General features: G+C 41.9%; 18 protein-coding genes and 1 tRNA gene. 5 read left to right on the top strand and 14 right to left on the bottom strand.

What is annotated here, in order from left to right:
• Positions 1-4: 4 nt before the first annotated feature.
• The 4 genes from AB4180_RS19215 to AB4180_RS19200 form a co-directional block, all read right to left on the bottom strand.
• Positions 5-1,240 carry a restriction endonuclease subunit S gene (locus AB4180_RS19215; RefSeq protein ID WP_102248858.1) on the bottom strand — a complete coding sequence of 412 codons (1,236 nt, stop codon included), beginning with the start codon at positions 1,238-1,240 and terminating at the stop codon, positions 5-7.
• Positions 1,241-1,255: 15 nt separating this feature from the next.
• Positions 1,256-3,631: a class I SAM-dependent DNA methyltransferase gene (locus tag AB4180_RS19210; RefSeq protein ID WP_102248857.1), complete on the bottom strand. Its 2,376-nt coding sequence runs from the start codon at positions 3,629-3,631 to the stop codon at positions 1,256-1,258.
• Between the two features lie 143 nt (positions 3,632-3,774).
• Positions 3,775-5,838, bottom strand: coding sequence for a hypothetical protein (locus AB4180_RS19205; protein ID WP_102248856.1), 2,064 nt, complete (start codon positions 5,836-5,838; stop codon positions 3,775-3,777).
• A complete protein-coding gene (locus tag AB4180_RS19200) occupies positions 5,820-9,392 on the bottom strand; it encodes a hypothetical protein (protein WP_102248855.1) in 3,573 nt (1,190 codons plus the stop codon). Before AB4180_RS19200 ends, AB4180_RS19205 begins: the two co-directional genes overlap by 19 nt.
• A 117-nt stretch (positions 9,393-9,509) precedes the next feature.
• Here AB4180_RS19200 and AB4180_RS19195 point away from each other — a divergent pair, with 117 nt between their 5' ends.
• Positions 9,510-10,370: a YafY family protein gene (locus tag AB4180_RS19195; protein WP_102248854.1), complete on the top strand. Its 861-nt coding sequence runs from the start codon at positions 9,510-9,512 to the stop codon at positions 10,368-10,370.
• A 106-nt stretch (positions 10,371-10,476) separates the two neighbouring features.
• Here AB4180_RS19195 and AB4180_RS19190 read toward each other — a convergent pair whose 3' ends face one another.
• From AB4180_RS19190 to AB4180_RS19170, 5 genes are all read right to left on the bottom strand, one after another.
• The gene (locus AB4180_RS19190; protein WP_241909233.1) at positions 10,477-11,091 is read right to left on the bottom strand and encodes a hypothetical protein; all 615 of its coding nucleotides are present in this window, start codon (positions 11,089-11,091) and stop codon (positions 10,477-10,479) included.
• A 39-nt stretch (positions 11,092-11,130) separates the two neighbouring features.
• Positions 11,131-11,985, bottom strand: a complete 855-nt coding sequence (locus AB4180_RS19185) for an HNH endonuclease (RefSeq protein WP_102248852.1) — start codon at positions 11,983-11,985, stop codon at positions 11,131-11,133.
• Positions 11,986-11,988: 3 nt separating this feature from the next.
• Complete coding sequence (locus tag AB4180_RS19180) at positions 11,989-12,198, bottom strand: recombinase zinc beta ribbon domain-containing protein (RefSeq protein ID WP_241909232.1); 210 nt, start codon at positions 12,196-12,198, stop codon at positions 11,989-11,991.
• Positions 12,199-12,349: 151 nt separating this feature from the next.
• A tRNA-Val gene (locus tag AB4180_RS19175) sits at positions 12,350-12,426 on the bottom strand.
• 265 nt (positions 12,427-12,691) lie between these two features.
• Complete coding sequence (locus AB4180_RS19170; protein ID WP_029223195.1) at positions 12,692-13,360, bottom strand: DUF2726 domain-containing protein; 669 nt, start codon at positions 13,358-13,360, stop codon at positions 12,692-12,694.
• 286 nt (positions 13,361-13,646) lie between these two features.
• Between AB4180_RS19170 and AB4180_RS19165 the strand changes: the two genes are divergently transcribed.
• Positions 13,647-13,832, top strand: coding sequence for a hypothetical protein (locus tag AB4180_RS19165; RefSeq protein WP_009846910.1), 186 nt, complete (start codon positions 13,647-13,649; stop codon positions 13,830-13,832).
• 225 nt (positions 13,833-14,057) lie between these two features.
• Here AB4180_RS19165 and AB4180_RS19160 read toward each other — a convergent pair whose 3' ends face one another.
• Positions 14,058-16,016 (bottom strand): tetratricopeptide repeat-containing diguanylate cyclase, encoded by a 1,959-nt coding sequence (locus tag AB4180_RS19160; RefSeq protein ID WP_102248851.1) that lies wholly within the window; start codon positions 16,014-16,016, stop codon positions 14,058-14,060.
• 258 nt (positions 16,017-16,274) lie between these two features.
• Between AB4180_RS19160 and AB4180_RS19155 the strand changes: the two genes are divergently transcribed.
• Positions 16,275-17,381, top strand: coding sequence for a M20/M25/M40 family metallo-hydrolase (locus tag AB4180_RS19155; protein WP_102248850.1), 1,107 nt, complete (start codon positions 16,275-16,277; stop codon positions 17,379-17,381).
• Between the two features lie 154 nt (positions 17,382-17,535).
• Here AB4180_RS19155 and AB4180_RS19150 read toward each other — a convergent pair whose 3' ends face one another.
• Positions 17,536-17,958: a DUF3859 domain-containing protein gene (locus AB4180_RS19150; protein ID WP_102248849.1), complete on the bottom strand. Its 423-nt coding sequence runs from the start codon at positions 17,956-17,958 to the stop codon at positions 17,536-17,538.
• A 73-nt stretch (positions 17,959-18,031) separates the two neighbouring features.
• Positions 18,032-18,400 (bottom strand): ATP-binding protein, encoded by a 369-nt coding sequence (locus AB4180_RS19145; protein WP_102248848.1) that lies wholly within the window; start codon positions 18,398-18,400, stop codon positions 18,032-18,034.
• 275 nt (positions 18,401-18,675) lie between these two features.
• Here AB4180_RS19145 and metA point away from each other — a divergent pair, with 275 nt between their 5' ends.
• Together metA and pilW are read left to right on the top strand one after the other, a co-directional pair.
• Positions 18,676-19,617 carry a homoserine O-succinyltransferase gene (metA, locus tag AB4180_RS19140; protein WP_012604106.1) on the top strand — a complete coding sequence of 314 codons (942 nt, stop codon included), beginning with the start codon at positions 18,676-18,678 and terminating at the stop codon, positions 19,615-19,617.
• Between the two features lie 170 nt (positions 19,618-19,787).
• Positions 19,788-20,537 (top strand): type IV pilus biogenesis/stability protein PilW, encoded by a 750-nt coding sequence (gene pilW, locus AB4180_RS19135; protein ID WP_102248847.1) that lies wholly within the window; start codon positions 19,788-19,790, stop codon positions 20,535-20,537.
• An 88-nt stretch (positions 20,538-20,625) separates the two neighbouring features.
• Here pilW and rlmF read toward each other — a convergent pair whose 3' ends face one another.
• Together rlmF and AB4180_RS19125 are read right to left on the bottom strand one after the other, a co-directional pair.
• Positions 20,626-21,993: a 23S rRNA (adenine(1618)-N(6))-methyltransferase RlmF gene (gene rlmF / locus AB4180_RS19130; protein WP_102248846.1), complete on the bottom strand. Its 1,368-nt coding sequence runs from the start codon at positions 21,991-21,993 to the stop codon at positions 20,626-20,628.
• A 4-nt stretch (positions 21,994-21,997) separates the two neighbouring features.
• On the bottom strand, positions 21,998-22,495 hold the full coding sequence (locus AB4180_RS19125; RefSeq protein WP_004734935.1) for a YgjP-like metallopeptidase domain-containing protein: 498 nt from the start codon (positions 22,493-22,495) through the stop codon (positions 21,998-22,000).
• Between the last annotated feature and the right edge of the window lie 62 nt (positions 22,496-22,557).

Here is a 22,557-nt window from a genome sequence, read left to right as displayed (position 1 = left end):
CCTGTTAAACCACTCCAGGCACTTTGATTTTGCCTGTTACTACGCTGTTGATGAGGGTCGTTTTGTATTCTTTTAGCTTTTCAATCTGTTGAACTTGAATTGCAATAGCTTGGTCATATTTGAGACTTTCTGATTCAACAAAACTGATAATTTCTCGCTGTTCATTCTCTGGTGCAATTGGAACGGCTATATCGAAAAGCTCACTGGTATATAGACGAATCAAACCTTCCACAATACCTGTAGCTCGAATAACAAACTGCTCGATGTAAGAGGGATGCCTAAACAACAGCTCAAGAATTTTCATATCACTGATATAGGCTTTACTTTTGTACACTGCATAATCAGGGCTTACTAATCCTTTAAAATCAATATTACTCTTAAAGAAAACACCTAAATGCGCTTTTAACTTGTTGAAAACCAGATCATTCTTATAAACGATTTTGCTATCGATATTACTAGCAGCGACTTCCGCTTTTTCATGATAATCAGCACGTACAACCAAACCATGTACTTGACTCACCATAAACAATGGCTCTTCACCAGTTTTTGAGCGTTCGTTTCTTTCTTCCATCACGTACTTCAAACGCTTCACATTCCAGTGTTCAGGAATGCAACCAATCCAATCAACTCCAGAATTTTTCATCGGTGTGTCAGGGTTCAAACCTTGCGTTACCACTTGCTGAATGATAATTTGCTTGCGCTCTTTTAGCAGCTCAATTTGCTTTTGCTTGATTGCGATCGCATCATTAATTTTAGCTGATTTTATATCAAGGAACTTGGCAATTGCAGTTTGCTCGTCATACGTAATAGGCCACGCAAGTTTATGATTGTTCAAATCAAATTGAGTCATACTTGGAATGGCAGTCGAAGTAGAATAAAAATCAAATGGAATAGTAGTAGTAGCGTAATAAAGAAATTTCGCATTTACTGCTTGATTTGGAACCGTGTAAAACATTGTATCCACTGTCCAAAACTTTTCATTTACATATAAAGGCTTATCGATCGTACCTTTTCGACCGAGCAACACAGACTCACCGTCATATAAGAACGCCGAAGCATAAGCGAATTTTCCTCCAGAGCCATAAACACTATAACCAGTATCGGATAAGACCGCTTTTTGATCTTCACCATTTCTAATCTTTGCTAAAAATTTAATTTTCTTCAAAGAATGACCACCAGCAACTTCTGTAAGCCATTGACTGTCGCTGTTAATAAAAGAACTAGAATCAAATTTGTTCATCAGTCTATAACCAACCTAAGCCTTACCTACAGAGATACCAAGAATATCAGCGATAACACCCTCTGCTTTTTGTTCAAGCGCAATAATGTCGCTCGCAACTTCATCCATAGAACGCAGAGGCTTGTGGCGGTAGAAGTACTTGTTAAAACTGATCTCATAACCAATCTTGACTGATTCAAGATTTACCCATGCTTCATCAACATGCGGTTTAACTTCATCAAGGAAGTATTGATAGATGCTTTGCTCAAGCGGTACAGATTCGCTATCACGCAGATCTGAGCTTGATTCATAAGTCACGAACTCGTTGTGATTACCCGTTGGGTAGTAGCCGAAATCTGGCAAATCTTGCAGTTCGCATTCGTAGTTTTCTAACAAGTCATCTAACTTGTCTTGCTTTAGCTTGGCGACTTTCTTGATGACTTTTTCTGCGTTTTCGTCATACCAGCTTACCGCATCAACAATGGCTTTTTTCTCAGTTGCCGCGAGTTTAAGTCCCAGTGATTTAAGCTCTGCATCTACTAATTGTTTGAACTGATTAAAGTCTTTATAAACTTCATCACCAATCTTGCTATGTAATTGACTCGCTGCATTAACCAGTGTGCGCTGTTTAATCAAGTTTTTCGTATCCAGCAACTTGGTTTTTGCGGCTTTGTTTAGGCTGATATCGTTTTCTTCACACCACTTGGTGATCTCTTTTTCAATCCCTTTAACAAAACCTGCTTCATAGACATTTTCGCCATGTTCGGCGTACAAGTACTCCATCACTTCACGCAGTGATTTTTCAAAACGCAATGGCTCAATTAAGTCTGCGCGGAACTGGGCACTTCGGCGGTCTGGGCGCTCAATATTCACTTTGTGGTAACCAAAATCTTGGTTCTTGAATACTTGCGCGGCAATGCCCACCGAATCGCCTTTCTCGTCGAGTGCACGCTCAACAGATTGGCTATTTAGATAAGTAGAGACAATTTCCGCAATGTGCTCTGGTGAGAATTCGCAGTTTTTGTTACCCAAGTTTTTGCGCAGCTTACGGAACAACAAGCTAGCATCGATCAGCTGCACCTTGCCTTGGCGGCTTTCAGGTTTGTTGTTATTGAGCAGCCAGATGTACGTGGTAATACCCGTATTATAGAACAGGTTGTTTGGCAACTGAACAATCGCATCCAACATGTCATTTTCAATAATGTAACGACGAATGTTACTTTCACCACTGCCTGCATCACCGGTAAACAAACTTGATCCATTGTGAACCGATGCAATACGAGCCCCTAACGGGCTTACTTGCGGCAATTTCATTTTGGTGACCATTTCCATCAAGAACAGCAATTGACCGTCACTTGAACGAGGGATCGCATCTTGTTCTGACTCAACACCCCAATAGTCTTTTAGCTTTACTTTAAAGCGACCATCAACGACATCTTTACCGTCTTTGATGTGCTTTTGCTCACTCGCCCAGCTCTTACCGTAAGGTGGATTAGAGAGCATAAAATCAAAGCGCTCTGATGAGAATTCATCAGTAGAAAGGGTTGAGCCAACACGGATGTTTTCTGGGTTGTTACCTTTGATCATCATATCTGACTTACAGATGGCGTAAGTCTCATCGTTGATCTCTTTACCGTAAAGGTAGATATCACGGTTCGATGCTGGGTACTTCTCTTCAACAAAGTTCTGTGTTTCTGTCAGCATACCGCCACTACCACATGCAGGGTCATACACTGTGATTGAAAGTGGCAAGTTATCTTTGATTGGATCGAATACTAGGTGCGTCATCAGTTCGATAACTTCACGCGGAGTAAAGTGCTCACCTGCCTCTTCGTTGTTCTCTTCGTTGAATTTACGGATCAACTCTTCAAATACATAGCCCATACCAAGGTTGGTGAGCGCTGGTAGTTTATTACCCTCAGGGTCTTCTTTAACCTCTGGCGTTAAGTTGATGTATAGCGAGACGAATTTCTCAACCACATCTAGCAGAACGTCTTTTCCCGCCATGTGGCGGATTTGAGCTTTCAGATTAAAACACTCAACAATCTCTTTTACGTTATCGCTAAAGCCGTTGAGGTAATCTTCGAAGTTAGCGAGCAGAATCTGTTGGTTATTGGTCGCGGTACTGAACAACGTTTGTAGAGTCCACTTAGAGGTGTTGTAGAATACATAACCTGATGCAGCGCACAGTGGTGCATCATCAAGCTCAGTTTCGTTCATCTCTTCTTTTTGGAATTTTACTTCTTCCAGTACAGCTTCTTTTGATGGTTCTAAAAGCGTATCCAGACGGCGTAACACCACCATAGGCAAGATAACGTCGCGGTATTTACCACGAACATAGACATCACGAAGACAGTCGTCGGCAATCGACCAAATAAAGGAAACGAGTTTGTTATGTACTGAGTGGTCCATAATATTCTTCTTACTAACGATAATCGCTTGAAATTCAAACAATAATAATAGGGATAATTGGGCAGGATTTTACTGACTTTTACCGCTAGTAGCGAATAAAACATTCGTTTCATTCGCTAACTGATTCATTTCCTTATCTGTTATCAAGATTTAAAACGTTGCATCTCTGCATACTCACGTAAATGCTTAAACGGATAAGGCGTTACGGTTGGTAAACGATGCCTTAGGTGATAAACGTCAAACAAGTTTTCTACCTCTTCTGGTAGCACATCAAACGAATGTTTTATCACGTATAAATGGCTAAAGTTTTCGATTTTGCTTTGTGGGCTACCTTTGCCACCAGCAAAATACATTCCCTGTTCCCGGTTATAGAAAAAACCTAAAGATGCATTAAAGAACCCTTCACTTTGTCCTCTTATTGACGTTTTGAAAAAGAATCCTTGATCGCGCAGCCAATCGTAAAATTGTTTTTCATCATTACCTTTGTAAGAGATTGACGAAAACTCATCAAACGGTAAAGGGGCTGTATCATCCCATTCCGACAGTATTGCTCTAAGCTTATTGACTACTTTACTCTCTGGGTTTTCTTCAATGAACTTAATCAATAATGCAATTGGAACATCTTGTGAACGCCCTTCTTTAAGTTCACGCAGCCGCTCTGCAACTACTTCAAATTCCGGCAGCATTTGAATACCAGTATCATTGAAAATGGCATAGTCACCCGTCTCCGGCCAATAAATGAAGGGGGAACGTTGGAATCCTTGAAATACTTGCCTTTTATCATTGCCTAAATCGAGTTCAAGATCTTCAAGCTCATCTTGAGTCGCTTGTATATATTGCCATTCATTACCCACTAACTTAGACGCATACACTGGCCACGGCCCGTCTCGAACCTCTGAAAATTCGCCTTGCGGCCGATGAGGCATGTAATATACACATCCTTCAGGGCTGCTTGGGTATTCAATCAAATGCTTTCTTGTATGGACTTCTAGTTTGATAAGTAGTTCTTTTAACAGCACTTCCACCACATGGCGGTTTGGCTGGCCTTGACGGTTCCATAATCGCTCTGGGTAACACGACTGGAAAACCGTATCTTGGTACTTTTTGCGATAAACCTGATACGGGTCTTCTTCAGCTGACTTATAGGTGTCTTTATTACCGACAATTAGGATATTCAATGCACCACGAATCGGAACTTCAGCTATTTCTGCATTTATATCTAGATGCTCGATGCCATGAAGCAAGGTTAATGCAGCATCAGTATCTTTGGTTTCGGTTAAATCACAGATCACCAAACGATGCTCTTTCAACGCATCAAACAGCCCTACATAGTGATTTTTGACAATCGTATCTGAAACAAATCTGTGCTTTTCTCCGGGAATCCGCTGCAACTTCACGGATACTGAATCGCCATAAGCTTGCTTAAGATCTTGTATGAACTGTTCAAGAATACCGACCTTAGATAGTTGAAAGCCGCTATAAGATTCTTTGGTGATATCAATCGCCTGAATTCGATTCTTCGCATTAGAGTAAAGCGGCTTCTTGATATAGTCGCCCTTTATCGATTTGCTTACCAACATCGCTACATCATCAAGTTGATAACGTGTCGCAAACTTTGCTTTTTTTTGTATCTCTCCGTTCTCTAGCGTAAACCAAGACAAAGGGGAAAACGTTTTGGCACTCATTGACAGTGTTTGTTTGAATCCAAGCGCTGCACATGGCGCTAAGTCGATTTCCACAGCCGTTAATTCATAGCCAGAGTGACCTTTCGGTAACTTTTTGCTTTTGACTAGATAATACAAACCTTCACTTTCAAAGCGCTTTATCTCTGGCGTAGTACCACTCAATACTTTTGGTATCGCTTTAATCAGTAAACGAGCCAATTGCCATGTAGGCAGGTCGGCAGCGCTACTTAGTTTAATTGCCAAAAACGTGTCTTTGAGATCTAATTTTGCTTCCTTTGGTAACAATACCCAGTAACAGGCTTCTTTATTAGTCCCTTTCACTAAGCAATAAACACTTCCGGATTTATAGATTTCAGACGCTAATGTCACTAAACGCTTAGATCGTTCTGAGTAGTCAATTCCTTTATAACTGACGCAGTAAATCGCGAAGCTTCTATCGACCCAATCAGTATCAATCGATATTTGTTCAATTAAGGTTGATAAGGGTCCGAGTGAGGACTGCTCTAGCTGTTGTGTAACCATTTTATCAATTCCTGTACTGCTGTTAGGTTGGTGTCGGCATTGACATCATCAATTAGTGCCGGAATTTCAATGACTTTAGCTAACTGTGGTGAGGTTTCTACGAAGCATGAGTCCAAGTATCTAATCGGTTTTGAAGCATCCCCTAGCGCATTCACATAAATAAACTTCGAAGATCCAAACTCTTCCTCCACCAATGAAATTTTCGAGCTGTAGCCTTCGCCGGTCTCATTACCTTCATGCTTCCAGTATTTGCTGTCTAGCCAGATCGGTTGCTCAATCCCTGCAAACATGACTCTATTGTCAAATCGCTCGTAAATTGAATTTGGAACTTCTTCAAACGTAAAATCGAATGCTTTTAATACTGCCTCTACCGCTTGCTCGCCCAACGCTCCCTTATAAATGTTGGTAAACATAACTGGCGTCATTACATAAACTTCTTTTTGCCACGAACAGGCAAAGCCTTTGTGTTCAAACCACGACCTCACATATTGGTTTTGTAGTAACGTAGCTAGGCTGCACGCTTCTTCTGAAACCATGTCACCAGTAGGCACTCTATCAAAGAACTCGAAGGCATTCGGATTACCATCTAAGTTACCTTGGTAACGGTAATACCCTTTTGTCATAGACTGTAAGTACAATCGATTGAATCGCTCAGGTTGAGAGGCGATCGTCGGATATCGAAGTAACTGAGTTCTAATGTCTTGCCACTCTTGAATATCATTATCAAATGCAGGTTGATTATGTAGACGACGAACTAGGGCCTTAATTGACTGCATACCGTCTTTGTTGTTTCTTTGAGCAAGGTTGAATAAACGTCGGACAACCCTGTCCTCAACTACAGACTTATTAGCTGATTTCGCTTTTTCAACCAAAGCAACATACTCGTGCGAGAATAAGCTTGGCTCTCTACTCTCTTCTACCAAAATTTCTTTTAAACCAGAATCAGCAAACAAGAGAATTTGTTTTCGTTTCAGAGAGGTTCTCCCAGCTCTCCCTACCGCTTGCTCGATGTATTTCCTTACTGCGCTTTGGTAATCACTTGTTTGGTAGTATTGCTGTAAAGAGCGCTCTCTGCTCATACCCATAAGTTGCTGGCGACACCAGCTTTCAGCGCTTTTCGGTGACAACTCCCCGTTCTCTTGCAAAGATAGAATTTGGTGGAATTGACAAAGCTGGTTAGCAGTATGCGAATAATCATCTGACATCAGTAGCTGAGTAGGTTTTTCAAGATAAATACTGTCTATATCAGTTCGCTGCTGCGTGCTATAAGTGACATCGGCAACGGATATTAGGCTTTCTCCTTCTAACGCTAAATTGACTGCGTAATCGGGGTTTTTACCCGCTCCCATTGAAGCATATGTACTAAATACAACGACTTTCCCAGGTTCTGTATTTAGGTGTTTGGAAATTTCATCATAGCCAATCAACCTCATCCAATCGGCGTTTACGCCAAAAAACGTCTTGGTTTGAACATTAAATTCTTTCGCCCACTTATCGCAGCAGAACTGAATAAAGTCATTAATATCCTGACGCGTTGTATCAAGAGTGCGGTTTAACAACGACAGCATATAACGATTATCAGAAACTGAGATAAACGCTTTAATACTGGCTAATAGCTTAGACAACCAGCTCCGAACAAATGCATGCTCTGATTCCGCAATACCAACATAATGATTTAGGATAAAGTGGCTTGAACGAGCTTCCAGCTTATACTCTTCTAATAAAGTATCAAGGAACGCATCTCGACTATTAAGGTATTTGACCGTTAAGACCACACCGTTATCTCTATAGTTGCGCTTACTATGATAATAATCATTTACCCACTGCTTTTGCTCTCTCGACAAAGACAGAAGCTTTTTACCCAAACGCCCATCCAAGTATTTAAAATCAAAGTTATGTATTACGGTGTCTGCTCTCGCTGTTGCACTTATACCGAGAATGACAGCTCCGGCATCAACCATATCCGCTAAGACACCCGATGGTGAAAGATTTAGGAATGACGCTTTACAATTTACGGTATCGCGAGTCCCCTGATTATGAGCGACTTCGACAAGTTTCAGGCCGGTATGATGGTAGCTCTTGCTAGAACTTAACTTGCTCACTTGACCGCCCGCAGATTGCCGTAGTCCCCTAGTATCAAATGACTCGTAAACAGCAGACTCAAACTCTTGCAAATTGAAGTGAGTAAGCAGGGATTGAACGGCTTCTTGAAACGTTCCTTCTAAGCTTCTATTTTCACGCCCTTCAATTTCAAGGCTACGAACGTTCTCCCAGTACTGAAACACTGCTTTACGCATTGTGCCAAGAAACCACTGATATATAACATCCGCTTCATTGACAAAGCGGGTTAGAAGGCCATTTTTTTCAATGAGAGGGCCTTCCACTTTCTCATCACTGAATATGAGATTTTTCTGTCTCAATAAATCTGATTTTAATGACAGCTTGTGAGTGGCACTGCTTACATGTGTAAAGCTTCTATCTGAAAACAACCGAACAGGTCGCTCATTCAAGTTAGGTCCTTCCGTATTAAATGCGAGCGCTAGATTCCACTTGGTGCCAAACTCTTCGAGCCGCTCACGGAGTGGTTCAAACAGGCCTTCAATTTTATCGTAGCGAGGCGAACTCTCTAGTTGGTGATCTCGAAAGTTTGCTCTCAAAGTTCTTATAGCCCAAATTAAGTCTTGCGCTTGTTGCTTACACAGCTCGGAGAGAATGACCTGATTCTGCTTGTCCATTTCATCAATTATAAGTAGCGCACCACTTAAATCGCGCAATGGACTGTAGCGCGAGCGAGTATTGTGGAAGCCTTTCAAAAATTTACTAGTCGTTAAAAAAACAACATGAGCGCTTCCATTGCGGATTTTTTCTCCCGGCAATAGTGCTTCTACAGAGGCCAGTAACGTGCCATTAAGCGAGGTTCTATCAGCACCTTTTTGTTTCTTTTGTAAGCGGGCAACTAGATTACGGTAGAAGTAACCAGCCTGCCTGTTCAAAGAAACTTTAACTTCTGGATTACTCGCATGACGCCTTAGACCTGATATAGCGCTCCACTCTGCTTTAACATCACGCTCGGCGTTCAAGTCAAATCCGACTAACACTTCGTTCAAGACCGCATCAGAACATTGCAATAACTGCTCTGACTGATTGGGTAGGTGAACTATTTGCGCTTTAAGGTACTCTTGCTGTTCTAGAGTGAAGCGAGGCTCACCCTTGACAGCTTGCTTTTCAACTAACCTAAACAAATCCGTTTTCGCGTTCACAACATTATCTACTGAGTCTGTAACGTAATAGAGTAAACGCTTAGTGCTAATACCGAACTCTTCTTCCTGTAATTCATTTTGCACTTGATCAAGCATCTGCTGGAGTAAAAAGTTTAATGCCGTGTATGTTTTCCCAATTCCAGTCTGAAACGGTAATGGAAGCAAAGCTCCAGATTTAGCACCATTAACTTTAGTGTGATTTTCGAGTGATTCTGTAATGACAAGATCCAAGGGCGAAGGTTCGGGAATAAGACTAAAATCAAAACTCGCAAATGCTTCTATCGACACGTTCATACAATTCTACCCCAACAGCTCTTGATGTTTAGTTAACCCAATCATAATATGACGCCATCGACGACAGGTAAATGCTGACTGCATATACATGTAGAATAACTAGACAGGAATCAAACTATGAGCAAATGGCCAATTCGGTGGGATCTACTATTTCGCTATCGCATGATAGAAGTGATTGCCTTATGGGAAGGTAGGCTAACAACCAACCATTTGATTAAAAGCTTTGGTATTGGTAGGCAGCAAGCATCTAAAGACATCAACACCTACCTCACCGATGTAGCGCCAGGTAACCTTGTCTACGATAAGCAGTTAAAAGGCTACAAACCCAGTGATAGCTTCATTCCAAAGCTAACGAGCGGTCATGCTGATGAATACTTACACATCCTATCTCGAAGTGAAGATATGACTGTGACTTTCAATGAGCTTGATATGGGCTTTGAAAACACAACAATGGTCCGTCCGGTGACACGTAACATTTCACCTGAAATCTTACGCCCACTGGTTCAAGCTATCAGAGAGAAGAAACGTGTCGATTTAAGCTACACATCATTGAAGAATGGTGGAGAAGTAGAACGGATCATCTCTCCACATACACTCGTTTGTACACCATTACGCTGGCATGTTCGAGCTTATTGCGAACACTCAGAAGACTATCGAGATTTCGTGCTGAGCCGAATTCGAGGTGTTCCAGCTCTTGAGACAAAAAAAATAAAAGGGAAAGAACAAGATGAGCTTTGGAACACTCATCTCTCTATTAAGTTAATCCCCGACTCAAGGTTGACCGAAGCCCAGGCTAAAGTAATTGCACACGACTACGGTATGGAAAAAGGCATCCTGGCTATACCGACGAACGCAGCATTGGTTCGCTATGTTCTTGATGCTTATAATATCGATATTAATGTGTTGAATTCGAACCCTAAAGGACAACAGATCATCTTAGGGAATTTTGAAGAGCTGAGACCGTACCTAATATTCTAATCACAGTTTAGTTTGGCGAGAGACTGCTTATCCGCATATAAAGAGAACTTGCCGTGCGGGCAGTCAACGCCTCCCGTTAATCATCGTCACGTACCACTGAAGTAAGCTAAGCCATCACGGATTCGTCAACCTGTGGGATAAACCCTTCGTTGATGATTTCAACCATACATTTTGGCGTTAGAACCGTAACATTCAAATCACAGTATATATCTGCTCGATCTCTATACCCATCTGGATGCCACTCATGTAGTTCATTTCGCCATATGAGCCAAGGCTTACCTTCTAGCTCTACAAACACTCCATTAGGTAAATTCGTAAGCTTCTCGGTATAAGTGACTTTTTTACCACCTCTTATCGCTCGATCTTGATGAAGGAATTTATCTATTTCATCGACTTTCAATTCGCTTAGCTGAGCCGCACTCCATGCTTGTTTAAACTCATCAAACCTTTGCCTTCTGCACGAAGCGCAAGGTCTATGTCCTGCCGACAATGCGGTAGCCTCATCAAGAAAAAACAGTTCGGAGTAACTATTTTGGCTAAAAACCTGGCGCTTACGCTCTTTGAAATTTAACTCACAAAGCACCCAATTTTTGTGCTTCCAAGGGCGTATAATTTCTTTCTTTTCATTATGAAGAATCCCTCTATTGCCCAGCCACGAACCTCGAGCATTATCAGCCAGTAGTTCACCTCTTGGGCTTACTCTATTTTGTAATGGCATCATCGAATTCCTCAAGTCGTAATTGGTTTAAATCGCTATTTATTATAGATGCTGCTCATCGTTGTCGTCTTCATGTACAAACAGCTCATTGATAATCGTAATATAACGTTCAGCCACGGCCCCTACTTCCCTATAGGCCATTTCAAGGATCATCTGAACTTGTTCATTGTTCTCTAGTGGCACGTAGTTCTGTTTGTCCATATACGACTCGATAACTGCAATTTTATCGTCACTCCCGTCAAGAAACTCACGAAAGTCTTTGCTCGCTTTAGCACTGTTACACTCCTTGCAGCTTGGAACCAAATTTCCAAGCTTATGCTCTCCTAAATAGACCTTATTGATGGGGATCGCATGCTCAATGACCAATTCCTTCGCCTCACCACAATAAGCACATTTATGATTAAAGTAGGCTTTAGTTTCTAACCAATCTTCTTCAGAAAACTGCTCTGAGCCCAAGTTGCTAAGGACGTTTCTTACTAGTAAGTTCTGAGCATTGCCTATCGCATTTCCACGGTATCGGCTGTTTGCTTTTCGGCTTCGGACTGAGGCTCTTTGTTTAGACGTTGCCTTAGCGTCTAATAACAACCCCTCAAGCTGAGATTCGTCATAGTCAATGCCAATTCGTTGAAGGTACTCCACAAACCAAACTGCGTCTTTTTCATACCACTGGCTACAAGCTCGTACTGTTTTACCGCGTACTAAGTATATGTTTGTCCAGTAACGTTTTGAGCTTTCTGATGGAAGGGAGCCCTTTTCAACCAAAAATGGAAAGTTGATATTAAATGTTCGTTTAGAATAACCAGCATCACAAAGCCTTTCGAACTCCGTGTGATCATTTTGCTCACAGTACTCGATAATTTTAGGTAGAAGTAACTGTACAAGTTTGCCAGCTTTCATGTGCTAGCCCCAATCAAAGTTCATTAACGGTACAGTTAAGTGTATATCACAATTTTTATCTGCATTTTTTCTATATGTCGAACAACGCCAGAACTGACCGTATTTCCCATTTCTTAGCTTCATCTCACTGCCACAACGCTTGCAAAGAGGGCGAATGTCGCCACACTCTTCGTTGATGCACTCCTGAAAGCCAGGCTTAGTTGTACTGCTCATCGGGCTGCCACAGTGGCTACAAGGAGTTTCTTTGTGTTTGCAGCGAGGATAGAACGAACAAGACGAGAGGAAGATAGATAAGGCGAGGAATTACAGGCACAAAAAAGCCCACACTAGGTGGGCTTTTTTGCTTGTTCATAAAGAACGAATTTGGTGCCCGCTACTGGACTCGAACCAGTGACACCTTGCATGTCATGCAAGTACTCTAACCAACTGAGCTAAGCGGGCAATGCTGTGAAACTTATCTAACCGCTTTATTAAGTGGCTAACGCTTCAGAACGAGATGGATAATAGCGAGTGATTTGGATGCGTGCAAGGATAAATTTGCACAAAACTGTTTGTTTGCTTTTAAAAACAACAATCAGAATAAAATTTAAACACAAAGCAGATCAATGGCTTGAAGTAGATCACATTTAAGTTCAACTTCGATGATTGCAGACATCATCATGCTTCGTGTCTTTTCTCCCTTTACTGAGCACTTTGGCGCAAGGTATTAGTTAGAATCTTCGTCCATGTCGAACACGACGTTGTAGTTCTCTGTATAAGTACAGTTAGGTTGACGACTACAAGTAAAGAAACGTCGGCCTTTATAATCGCCATGGCTTGCGAGTTTGATGATCATAGGGCTGCTACATTTCTTACAGAATCGAACTTCTTTAGATGGCTCAATCAAATCGATGTGTGCTGCCAGTAACCTCTTCAAACGGCTCACTTGATAACTGTGCTTAATTGAAGCGCCAATAAGTGGAAGGCCAGCCGATTTACAAACGTGCATCAATAGCTTCTCGCGATCAACCTTTCCTTTATTCAGCTCTTTTCCATTATCCAATTCGATGATTACACGTGGCTCTAACGTTCGCGGGTCGCACACTACAAAGTCAAAATAACTGCGTGAGATTTTGTTGTTCGCAATAAACCAGTTCTTTTTATTGTTCGCCTTAGCGGGGACAACAATGTTAGACATGCTCACTTTAGCAAATACTTCCCCATGGTTACCCACTGCGGATTTGAGTGCGTTATAGAAGGTCGCTTGTTGCGCCGACATTAACGAGCCTTTCTTTTGATAAGCATGATCTTTGGTGTCATCATTTTTTACTAGATAGTTTTGAATAAAGTAAAAGAACACAACCAGAACAATTACAACGATAAAAATATTAGTCATTTTCCAACACAATCACATTTGTATAGGGATTAAGAGAGTGGTTAGCGTATGTAGAAAAGCGTCACGTGGCAAGCAAAAGAAGCAGAGCTGCGAATTGGAATCATGACCTTTGAACGCTTTAATCGTCAGAGGCGGTCTCTTTATCGGCTTCGACAGTTCAAGACGCACATCTCCTATTTAATAATCAAATCATCAATTACATATTAAATTGATTCAGATCAAACCGCACCAAGTTGTGACCAATTAGCATAAAAAACGTTAGGCAAATGTTAATAAGGAAATTGCTATGGAACTCAAACAAGACCCAAGATGTTATACCGATGTGTGTGTCGATGGTAAATGGTTCCATTATGACCACTGTGGAACTCAAGCTTATATGTTAAAAGGCGGCGCTTCAGCAGTCATTGAGCTCGCTCGTGAACCAGCAACAGAGAGTGAGCTAGTTGAAATGTTAGAAAGTATCGCTAAGTAATACTCTTAATAGATAATATAAAAACTAAGCGAATAGGAGTTGATAACACTCTTATTCGCTTAGTTTCTTATTTGCTTATTTGCTTATTTGAATGGTTGCTTTAGGTTCTTTTACTTGATTAAATTTAAACACTTCTGCCTAAGGGGAATGATTCTGATTAGGCTGCCAAGTATTTAAATTACAGGTTCATTTAAGCTGTATTTTCGCACTAAGCTGTATTTTTCGCTAAGCAATGACCACCTGGTTGCGCCCTGATTGTTTTGCTTGATATAAAGCGTCATCTGCTGATTTCAAATGCTGTTTGTAGGTACTGCTATTTAATTCTTGATACGTTAAATGAATGGTCGCACCAATTGATGTAGTTAACGCTAACGGACCGGAATACGTTTCTATCGTTTGATCAGCGATTGTTTGCCTTATCATTTCCAACTGTTCGTCTGGGTCTTGAGTGCCAGCAAGCAGTAAAACGAACTCTTCCCCACCCCATCGAGCCAACACATCGTTTGTTGATAGCGCTCGCTCTATACGCTTAGCAACCTCTACCAAAACTTGGTCCCCAATATCATGTCCGTATGTATCATTGACTCGTTTAAATTGATCTAAGTCCAAAATAGCAAGCGTATACCCGAACGGCGACAAACGGTATGGCATTGGCTGAGTTAACAATTGTTCCAGGTAGCGTCTATTGAATAAACCTGTCAACTCACATCTCGTCGATTGCTTAACCAACTCTTTGTTGGTCTTATGCATAGTGCATAACCTTACCAGAAATACAGCAAAGCTTATGATGACCATAACACCGAGTACGACAACAATGCGGTCTTTTAAGCTCTGTTTATCTAGCGTCATCTCTGCGAGCTCTTTTTCTGCATTAAGCAGTTCATTCTCTTTCGCTAATGAAGCCGTAGCAAAGTCTTGTTCTAATAAAAAGATATCACTCTGACGCTTTTCAAATAACAGCGCTTTGTTGCCCTTGTAATAAAGCTTGAAATACCGAAGTCCAATTTCACTGTTGCCTTTAGATTCATAGTATTCTGCAAGCGCTTTGAAACCAAGCACCTTCCAACTACGGCTGCCAACAATATCAAACATCGTAGACGAACGTTTTAGATCAAAGAAAACAAAGTTATCTTGGTTCAAACCGATATTTGCTAAAGCTCTGTTTAAGTAACACTGACCCAGTTGGAGTGTGTACTTTGCAACACCCGGGTAACCAATACATTGGTTTGTTACTTTCCTTGCTAACTCAAAGTTTTTTTCTGCTAGCAGTACTTCACTCTGAGCTTTTAGAAGAAGGATTTTGTACCTTTCACTTACGCTATCATCATTAAATTTGGTGGCACTTTTATAAGCCTCTCGACCTTTTACTAAGTCGCCACTGCGTAGATAAGCAAATGATTCATTAACATATAACACACCGATGGTTGAACCATCGCGTAATCCACTTTTGATATAGAGTTTTTTGGCCTGTTCGATAAGTTTGAGTGCTTTCGGCCAATCTTCCAGATAAATATAAAGCAATGCCATATTCGACATCAACTTACTGTTATAGATATGCCGTGGGTATTTCTTGCCAAGATTTAAGCCCTTATGAAAAAAATACTGAGCTTCGGAAAAATCATTTTGGATGTTTTTGATCGACCCAACAGTGTTGTAGGCTTTTATCAACAGTTCTTCATACTGGATTGATTCAGCGATACTTATTGCTGCTTTAACTTGAGATTCAGCCTCTACTAATTCACCTTGACTCATCTGCTCAATCGCTAGTTCAACTAAAGATTGCGCCTTTAACCACCCCATATCTTCACGCTGTGCTAATGCCTTGATCTGTCGTGTGTATTCAGACACAGCCTGTTTATCGAGATCATGCTGTGCGAGATTCGATAAAATCATTAGTTCATAACCACGATAGATGGCTTTATGTTGCGTAGGGCTCGTTGCTTTTAAGGTTTCAAGCTTTTGGGAGGCAAGCTTTGGATCACCGCGAGACACATTAAGGATTTCAATGAGTTCAGCGCCATATTGAGTCGCTGATAACTCTTTTTCGGGACTGTACGCGCCTGGGGTTTCTGGTCGAATAGTCTGTAAATCGTCGTCATAAGTTGGATAGAGTAAATACAATCCTAGTACAACACTGATCAGTACGACGAGAAAAAATGAGCCTAACACTCTGTTGTTATTCATTTATAAGTGCCATTACTGATTGCATACCAATTTAATCGACGGTTACCTTAAGCGGTTTCACATTGTACCCGACACATATGGAGATTTAAATCCTGCACATGGGTCGATCCGCGTAGTATTTTTCTCATAAATTAGAATAATCAGATAATTTTCTTGATTTAACTCAGGCAATGATTCTGTAAAAAGGCGTTATAGTTATTTTCCTGTTCCAGCCTCCGTGACTTCTTTAGAAACAACGGAGCAAAATGAGAATTAACAATGACCCAAATTAATGAACAACGTCTCGTAGAACATTTCTGCGATCTAGTGAAAATTGATAGTGAATCTCGTAACGAAAAAGCGATTGCTGAAGCTTTGGCTGAGCAACTCGGTGAACTGGGTTTTGAAGTTCACAAACTGGCGGTTCCTGAAGAAGTGTCTAACGGTTTCAACATCTACGCTCGTCTAGATGGCACTCTTCCAGGTAGCACAGTATTCAGCTGCCACATGGACACAGTAACGCCAGGTATCGGCATTGAGCCAATCATCGAAGACGGTATCATCCGTTCAAAAGGTAACACAATTCTAGGTGGCGACGACAAGTCTGGTATCGCAGCTATCATGGAAGCAGTTCGTTGCATCAAATCTGAAGGCCAAGAGCACAAAACTATCGAGATTGCATTTACTGTATTCGAAGAAGGCGGTCTGTTCGGTTCTTTAAACTTCGATATGTCTTACATTCAGTCTGAGCACGCTATCGTACTAGATACAGGCGGCCCGATCGGCACTATCGTAAATGCCGCACCTGGCCAACAGAAAATCGTTGCGAAGATCAAAGGTCGCCCTGCTCACGCGGGTTTAGCACCAGAAGAAGGCATCAGTGCGATTCAAGTGGCAGCAGACGCTATCACTAAGATGAACCTGCTTCGTATCGATGAAGAAACTACGGCAAACGTCGGTATTGTTGAAGGTGGTCAAGCGACTAACATCGTAATGCCAGAGCTTAAAGTCGTGGCTGAAGCTCGCTCTCTAAACGGAGAAAAGCTAACAGCTCAAGTTGAGCACATGATCTCTACATTCCAAGAGAGTGCAAAACAATTCGGTGCTGAAGTAGAAATCGAGTCGACTCGTGCTTACGATGCATTCGTTATCGCAGACGATCACCCACACGTTCTTTCTATCAAGTCCGCATTCGAGAAGCTTGGCGTAACAGCGAACACTAAACGCACTGGCGGCGGTAGCGATGCAAACAACTTCAACGCGAAAGGCCTAACAACAGTTAACCTTTCTACTGGTATGGCGAAAGTTCACACCACTGAAGAGTACATTGCAGTGAAAGACATGGTCGCAATCACTGAGTTTGTTGTGGCTTACGTGACTCAATAGCCTTACTGGTTAACTGCCTGTCTTATTTGTTAACTAGACAATCTTACTCGTTGACGAAATAGAAAATGCCATCTAGTTAACGTCAAAAAGCCGAGTTCACATGTAACGTGTGACTCGGCTTTTTTGTTGTCTTAATTTAGACAGAAGTTCTAATCTAAAAACCCCTACGCTTCCAAAACTGCCCTTCGTCTTTCGCAACAAGGTCGAATGTCTTATCAGCAATGATGTTGCCTTTTAGCTCGACGGTCATGCGCCACTTACCTAGTTTGTTGGAGATAGGCGCCCAGATAGTATCGCCTAAGTAAAAATCCCAGTCATTGTTGCCGACATGCTCTTCACCATCGAACGGTTCGAGCACTTCACCCGTGTCGGTGGTGATGTTCGGGTGATAGATGCAGTAACGGATTTTTTCACCTTTGGCTTTTTTGATATTCAAGATATAGCCAAATTCCACGTCGATTTCAGCATCAACGGTAGTGGTGAACTCTTGGATTTTTGGAAGATCTTTAGATTTGGAATCCCACGTTGTATAGATGCCGTAAGATGTCATGTCGACCACAACAGAGCGCTTTGCCATTTCAATCGTTACCTTGGAGTTGTTCTACTAATTAATTCTATTTGCCACTCACCCAAGCTGGATAAGCACGAGGCTATTCTTGCCAATCTTTTGCCATGCGCTTAATCACCGACGGTTCGATGGCGTGAATGCTGCCATATTGCTCTCGGCACACTTCTATAACCAAATCCGCTTCGTATTTAAGTGCGAGTTGGCGGTAAGCTTTCATTTCCCAGTGCTTAATAAAGGTATTCGAAACAACCACATCAAGCCCTTGCTTTAAGCCGTCTTCTGCAGTGTTCTGACACCACTCATGCGCTTGCTGCAACTGCCTTGGGTCAAAATTATAGTCGCCTTGCTCATTCACGTAATACATATCCGCTTCAACATGCAATGCATCGTAGGTTTTTGCTTTTGTTGACTTGCCGGAACCGGGCAACCCTCGAATGAGTATTAACTTCATCTGTCACTTTACAGGCTAATTTTAAAACATGAGTTTATCTTAAATAGTGACGAGTTTCTCTGATAACTGCCGTTGCTCAACATCCGAAAACCGAGTCCTTATACTCGACTCAGATAATCACTGAATACAATGAGACTCCCCTCGACGTCGGTGGATGACTTCTGATAGCAAACACAAATAATTTACAACTATCCATTTTGTATATCGACAAGCGTATCAAACTACTATAAATTTAGATGTATAGACGTCTACATATCTAGCTTAGGGAGAAAGCTTTGCCTATTCGCATTCCAGACCAATTGCCAGCATCTGATGTTCTTCGTGAAGAAAACATCTTTATTATGCCGTTATCAAGAGCATCGACACAGGAAATTCGTCCACTTCGAGTCTTGATCCTCAACCTAATGCCAAAGAAGATTGAAACTGAAACTCAATTCTTACGCCTACTATCCAACAGCCCATTGCAAGTCGATGTAGAGCTGTTGCGTATTGATGACCGACCAAGTAAAAACACGCCTACAGAACACCTTGATAACTTCTACCGTCAATTTGAAATGGTTAAAGGGAGAAACTTTGATGGATTGATCATCACTGGTGCGCCACTTGGCTTGGTTCAATTTGAAGACGTTATCTACTGGGATCATCTAAAAACCATCATGGAATGGGCAAACAAGCATGTGACCTCAACCTTGTATGTGTGTTGGGCTGCTCAAGCTGGCTTAAAGCTCTTGTATGATTTACCAAAGCGAACTCGTAAAGATAAGCTTTCTGGGGTTTACAACCACGAGATACATAACCCGTACCACCCAATTTTACGTGGCTTCGACGATACCTTCTTGGCACCGCACTCTCGCTATGCTGATTTCTCTCAGGAATACTTAGCCGAGCATACCGACCTTGATGTTCTTGCGACTTCTGATGTAGCGGGCGTATACCTTGCGGCAACCAAAGATAAGCGAAACGTGTTTGTAACCGGTCACCCTGAATACGATGCGCATACACTTCACAACGAATACATTCGTGATTTGGGTGAAGGCATGGAGCCTGTGATACCAATCAACTACTACCCGAACAACAATCCAGACAACAAGCCTGTAGCAAGTTGGCGTAGTCATGGACACTTATTGTTTTCAAACTGGCTTAACTACTGCGTTTACCAACAAACACCTTACGATCTGGATCACTTCAGCGAAGACAACTTCACCAAGGACGACTAAGTTCTTTCTTTCGATTCACAAGCACATAAAGCCGTGCTCCATAGGTTGTTGATAAAACACCAAATGGGAGACGGCTTTTTTTATGGTGTTTGAGTCGCATTCCATAATCGACATAACACTTAAGTGTGTTCGATTTCATATCATAGATTTGTGTTCAAAAGGAGCTGCACATGCCTAACAAGTCGCTATTACCAAAATCCACTCTGTTCTCTCAACTCACGCTACTCGCCTCTCTTTCTTTGGTAGGTTGTGTTTCTGTAACCGAAGGTCCACCAAAAATGGCAAGTGATCCAATTGCGATGTCTCAATCACGTATTGAATTGGGTTTGGGTTACATGGGACAAGGTAATATGGTCAAGGCACGTGAAAATCTAGAGCTCGCTATCAAACACGCTCCTAGCTATTACCGCGCCCAACTTTCGATGGCACATTATTACGAGCAAGTTGGCGAAGTAGATGAAGCAAGAACCACTTATCGCAAAGCACTCAGTCTAGATTCAAGAAACGGCAATGTATTGAATAACTACGGTACGTTCTTGTGTAAACAAGGCGAATACGAGCAAGCTGATAAATATTTCAATCGCGCAATTGACCAACCCTACTACTACCTTGTCTCTGCAAGTTATGAGAATGCGGCATTCTGCGCGTTTAAGGCTGGTAATACCGACCAAGCAAAATACTACTTCACACGAGCGATTGACCACGATCCAAATCGCGTAAAATCGATACTACAGCTATCAAAAATTGAAGTGAGTGACGCCGATTACAACGACGCTAGGCTTCGTTTATTCAAATTCCACCAGCGTTATGGTTACCAAATTCCATCGCTTAAAATCTTGGTCGATCTCGAAAACAAAGCAGGTAACAGTGCTCTAGAGAAGAAATATCAGAGTAAGTTAGATGAGTTACTTTCTGCTTAGCGTATAGAAAAACACAAAAAACGGGCTTGTTGCGTTAACAACAAGCCCGTACGTAATTTCAACTTAATGTCTTGACTTAGCGCAGCCGCTATTTTAGCGCGATCCACTCTTGTCTTTGCTCGTCGTCCATAAAGGTCCATGCGATAAAGCGACTCACCTTCTGGCCTTGCGACATCTCAACCACTTTTACTTGTTTAGCTCTTAGCTTACCCAGCTCTGAACGAACCATATCGACGTTATCTTTCTTAGAAATCAATGTCGTGAACCACAATACTTGAGTAGCAAAAAGTTGGCTCTCTCTCGCCATTTTCATAATGAAAGCAGCTTCGCCACCCGGACACCAAAGTTCAGATTTTTGGCCACCAAAGTTTAAGGTTGGTTTCTCTTGCTTAATCGATTTGGCTGGCTTCTTATTCATCTCGGGCTTGAATGACTTGCCCGCTTTCTTAGCTCGGTTTGCCGCTAAGTTATCCAGTTTACGTTGTGATCCCTTTTCCGCCTCTTCTAGAGAACTATGGAATGGAGGGTTACAAATAGTGACATCGTAACGTTCATTATCCTTAATCACGCCTTTAAAGATAGATTCAGAGTCCGCTTGTAGACGAGCTCGGATCTTACCTTTTAGATTAGGGTTACTTTCAGCAATGAAGTTCGCTGTTTTGATGGAGACTGAATCGACATCCGTACCCGTACAGCGCCATTTATACTCTGTCGTGCCAATGATTGGGTAAATACAGTTTGCACCAACACCGATGTCTAATGCTTTCACAGAGGCGTGATTATAAGGCTCACCTTGTCCATCGCTGTTTAGGATGTCTGCCACTCTGTGGATATAATCTGCACGGCCAGGAATTGGTGGGCACAAGTAACCAGCAGGAATATCCCAATGCTTAACGCCATAGTGATGCGCCAGTAAAGCCTTGTTAAGTAGCTTAACAGCCAATGGATCAGAGAAATTAACGGTGTCTTCGCCCGCCGGGTTCTTGATCAGATGTTCTTTTAGCTCAGGTAACGCTGCAACCAATAACTCAAAGTCGTAGCGACCTGTGTGTTGGTTTCTTGGGTGTAATCCACCTTGAGGCTTCTCTGCCGAACGTCTTTTCTGTGCTGCATTCTTGTTAAATACAGTTTTATTGAAAGACGCCTTATTCGATGGCCCTTTATTCGCGCCCGGCTTACCTTTGCTATCTTTTGCAAAAGGTCGCTTTGCTTTGTTGTTACTAGCGCCTTTTGAAACTGTACTCTTTCGGTTTTTATCCGATGTGTTCTTTGAAGAAATACGCTTATCGCTGCTTGGTTTACCTGCACTTGGCTTAACATCACCTTGCTTGCGGTTACCTTGCGTACTATTACCTTGAGTACGGTTACCTTCGTTAGCTTGGTTATCTTTTGTTTTTGCTGCGGAGGTACTGTTTTTCGACAGGCTTAGCGTCGTTCTATTTTGTGATTGGCTCATTGGGCTACTTCTTTAAATCTAAATACATCATGAATAAACGGGCATCTAACTCAAGTTGATGATATTCCGGTTCCATGTGACAGCATAGTTGGTAAAAGGCTTTGTCGTGCTCTTTCTCTTTGATGTGCGCCAGTTCGTGTACCACCAACATTCTCAGCAAAGGTTCTGGAGCATTTTTAAAAACACTGGCGATACGAATCTCATTCTTCGATTTGATCTTTCCACCGTGATTTTTCGCGACGTAAGAGTGCAGACCTAATGCATTATTGATTAGGTGTATCTTGCCGTCATAAATCACTTTACTGATCGGTGGTGTTTTTTTCATATAACGATTTTTAATTTCAATCGCATAGTCAAACAGGGCTTTCTCGCTTTTTATTTCATGATTCTTTGGGTAGCGAGCTTCGAACCACGGCACCAACTTTCCCGATTCAACTAGTTGAGTTACCGGGTCGAGAATGTGCTTCGGGTAGCCTTGGATATAGCGTAAAGAAGGATGCATGCTGAAAGACCGTACAAGTTACACCACGACAATACGTTGTGGTCTTGAAAATTGAGCCGCAT

This window comes from Vibrio sp. 10N.286.49.C3 (assembly GCF_041469545.1).
GTDB classification, from domain to species: Bacteria; Pseudomonadota; Gammaproteobacteria; order Enterobacterales; family Vibrionaceae; genus Vibrio; species Vibrio tasmaniensis_A.
This window is presented reverse-complemented; position numbering and strand designations above follow the sequence as displayed.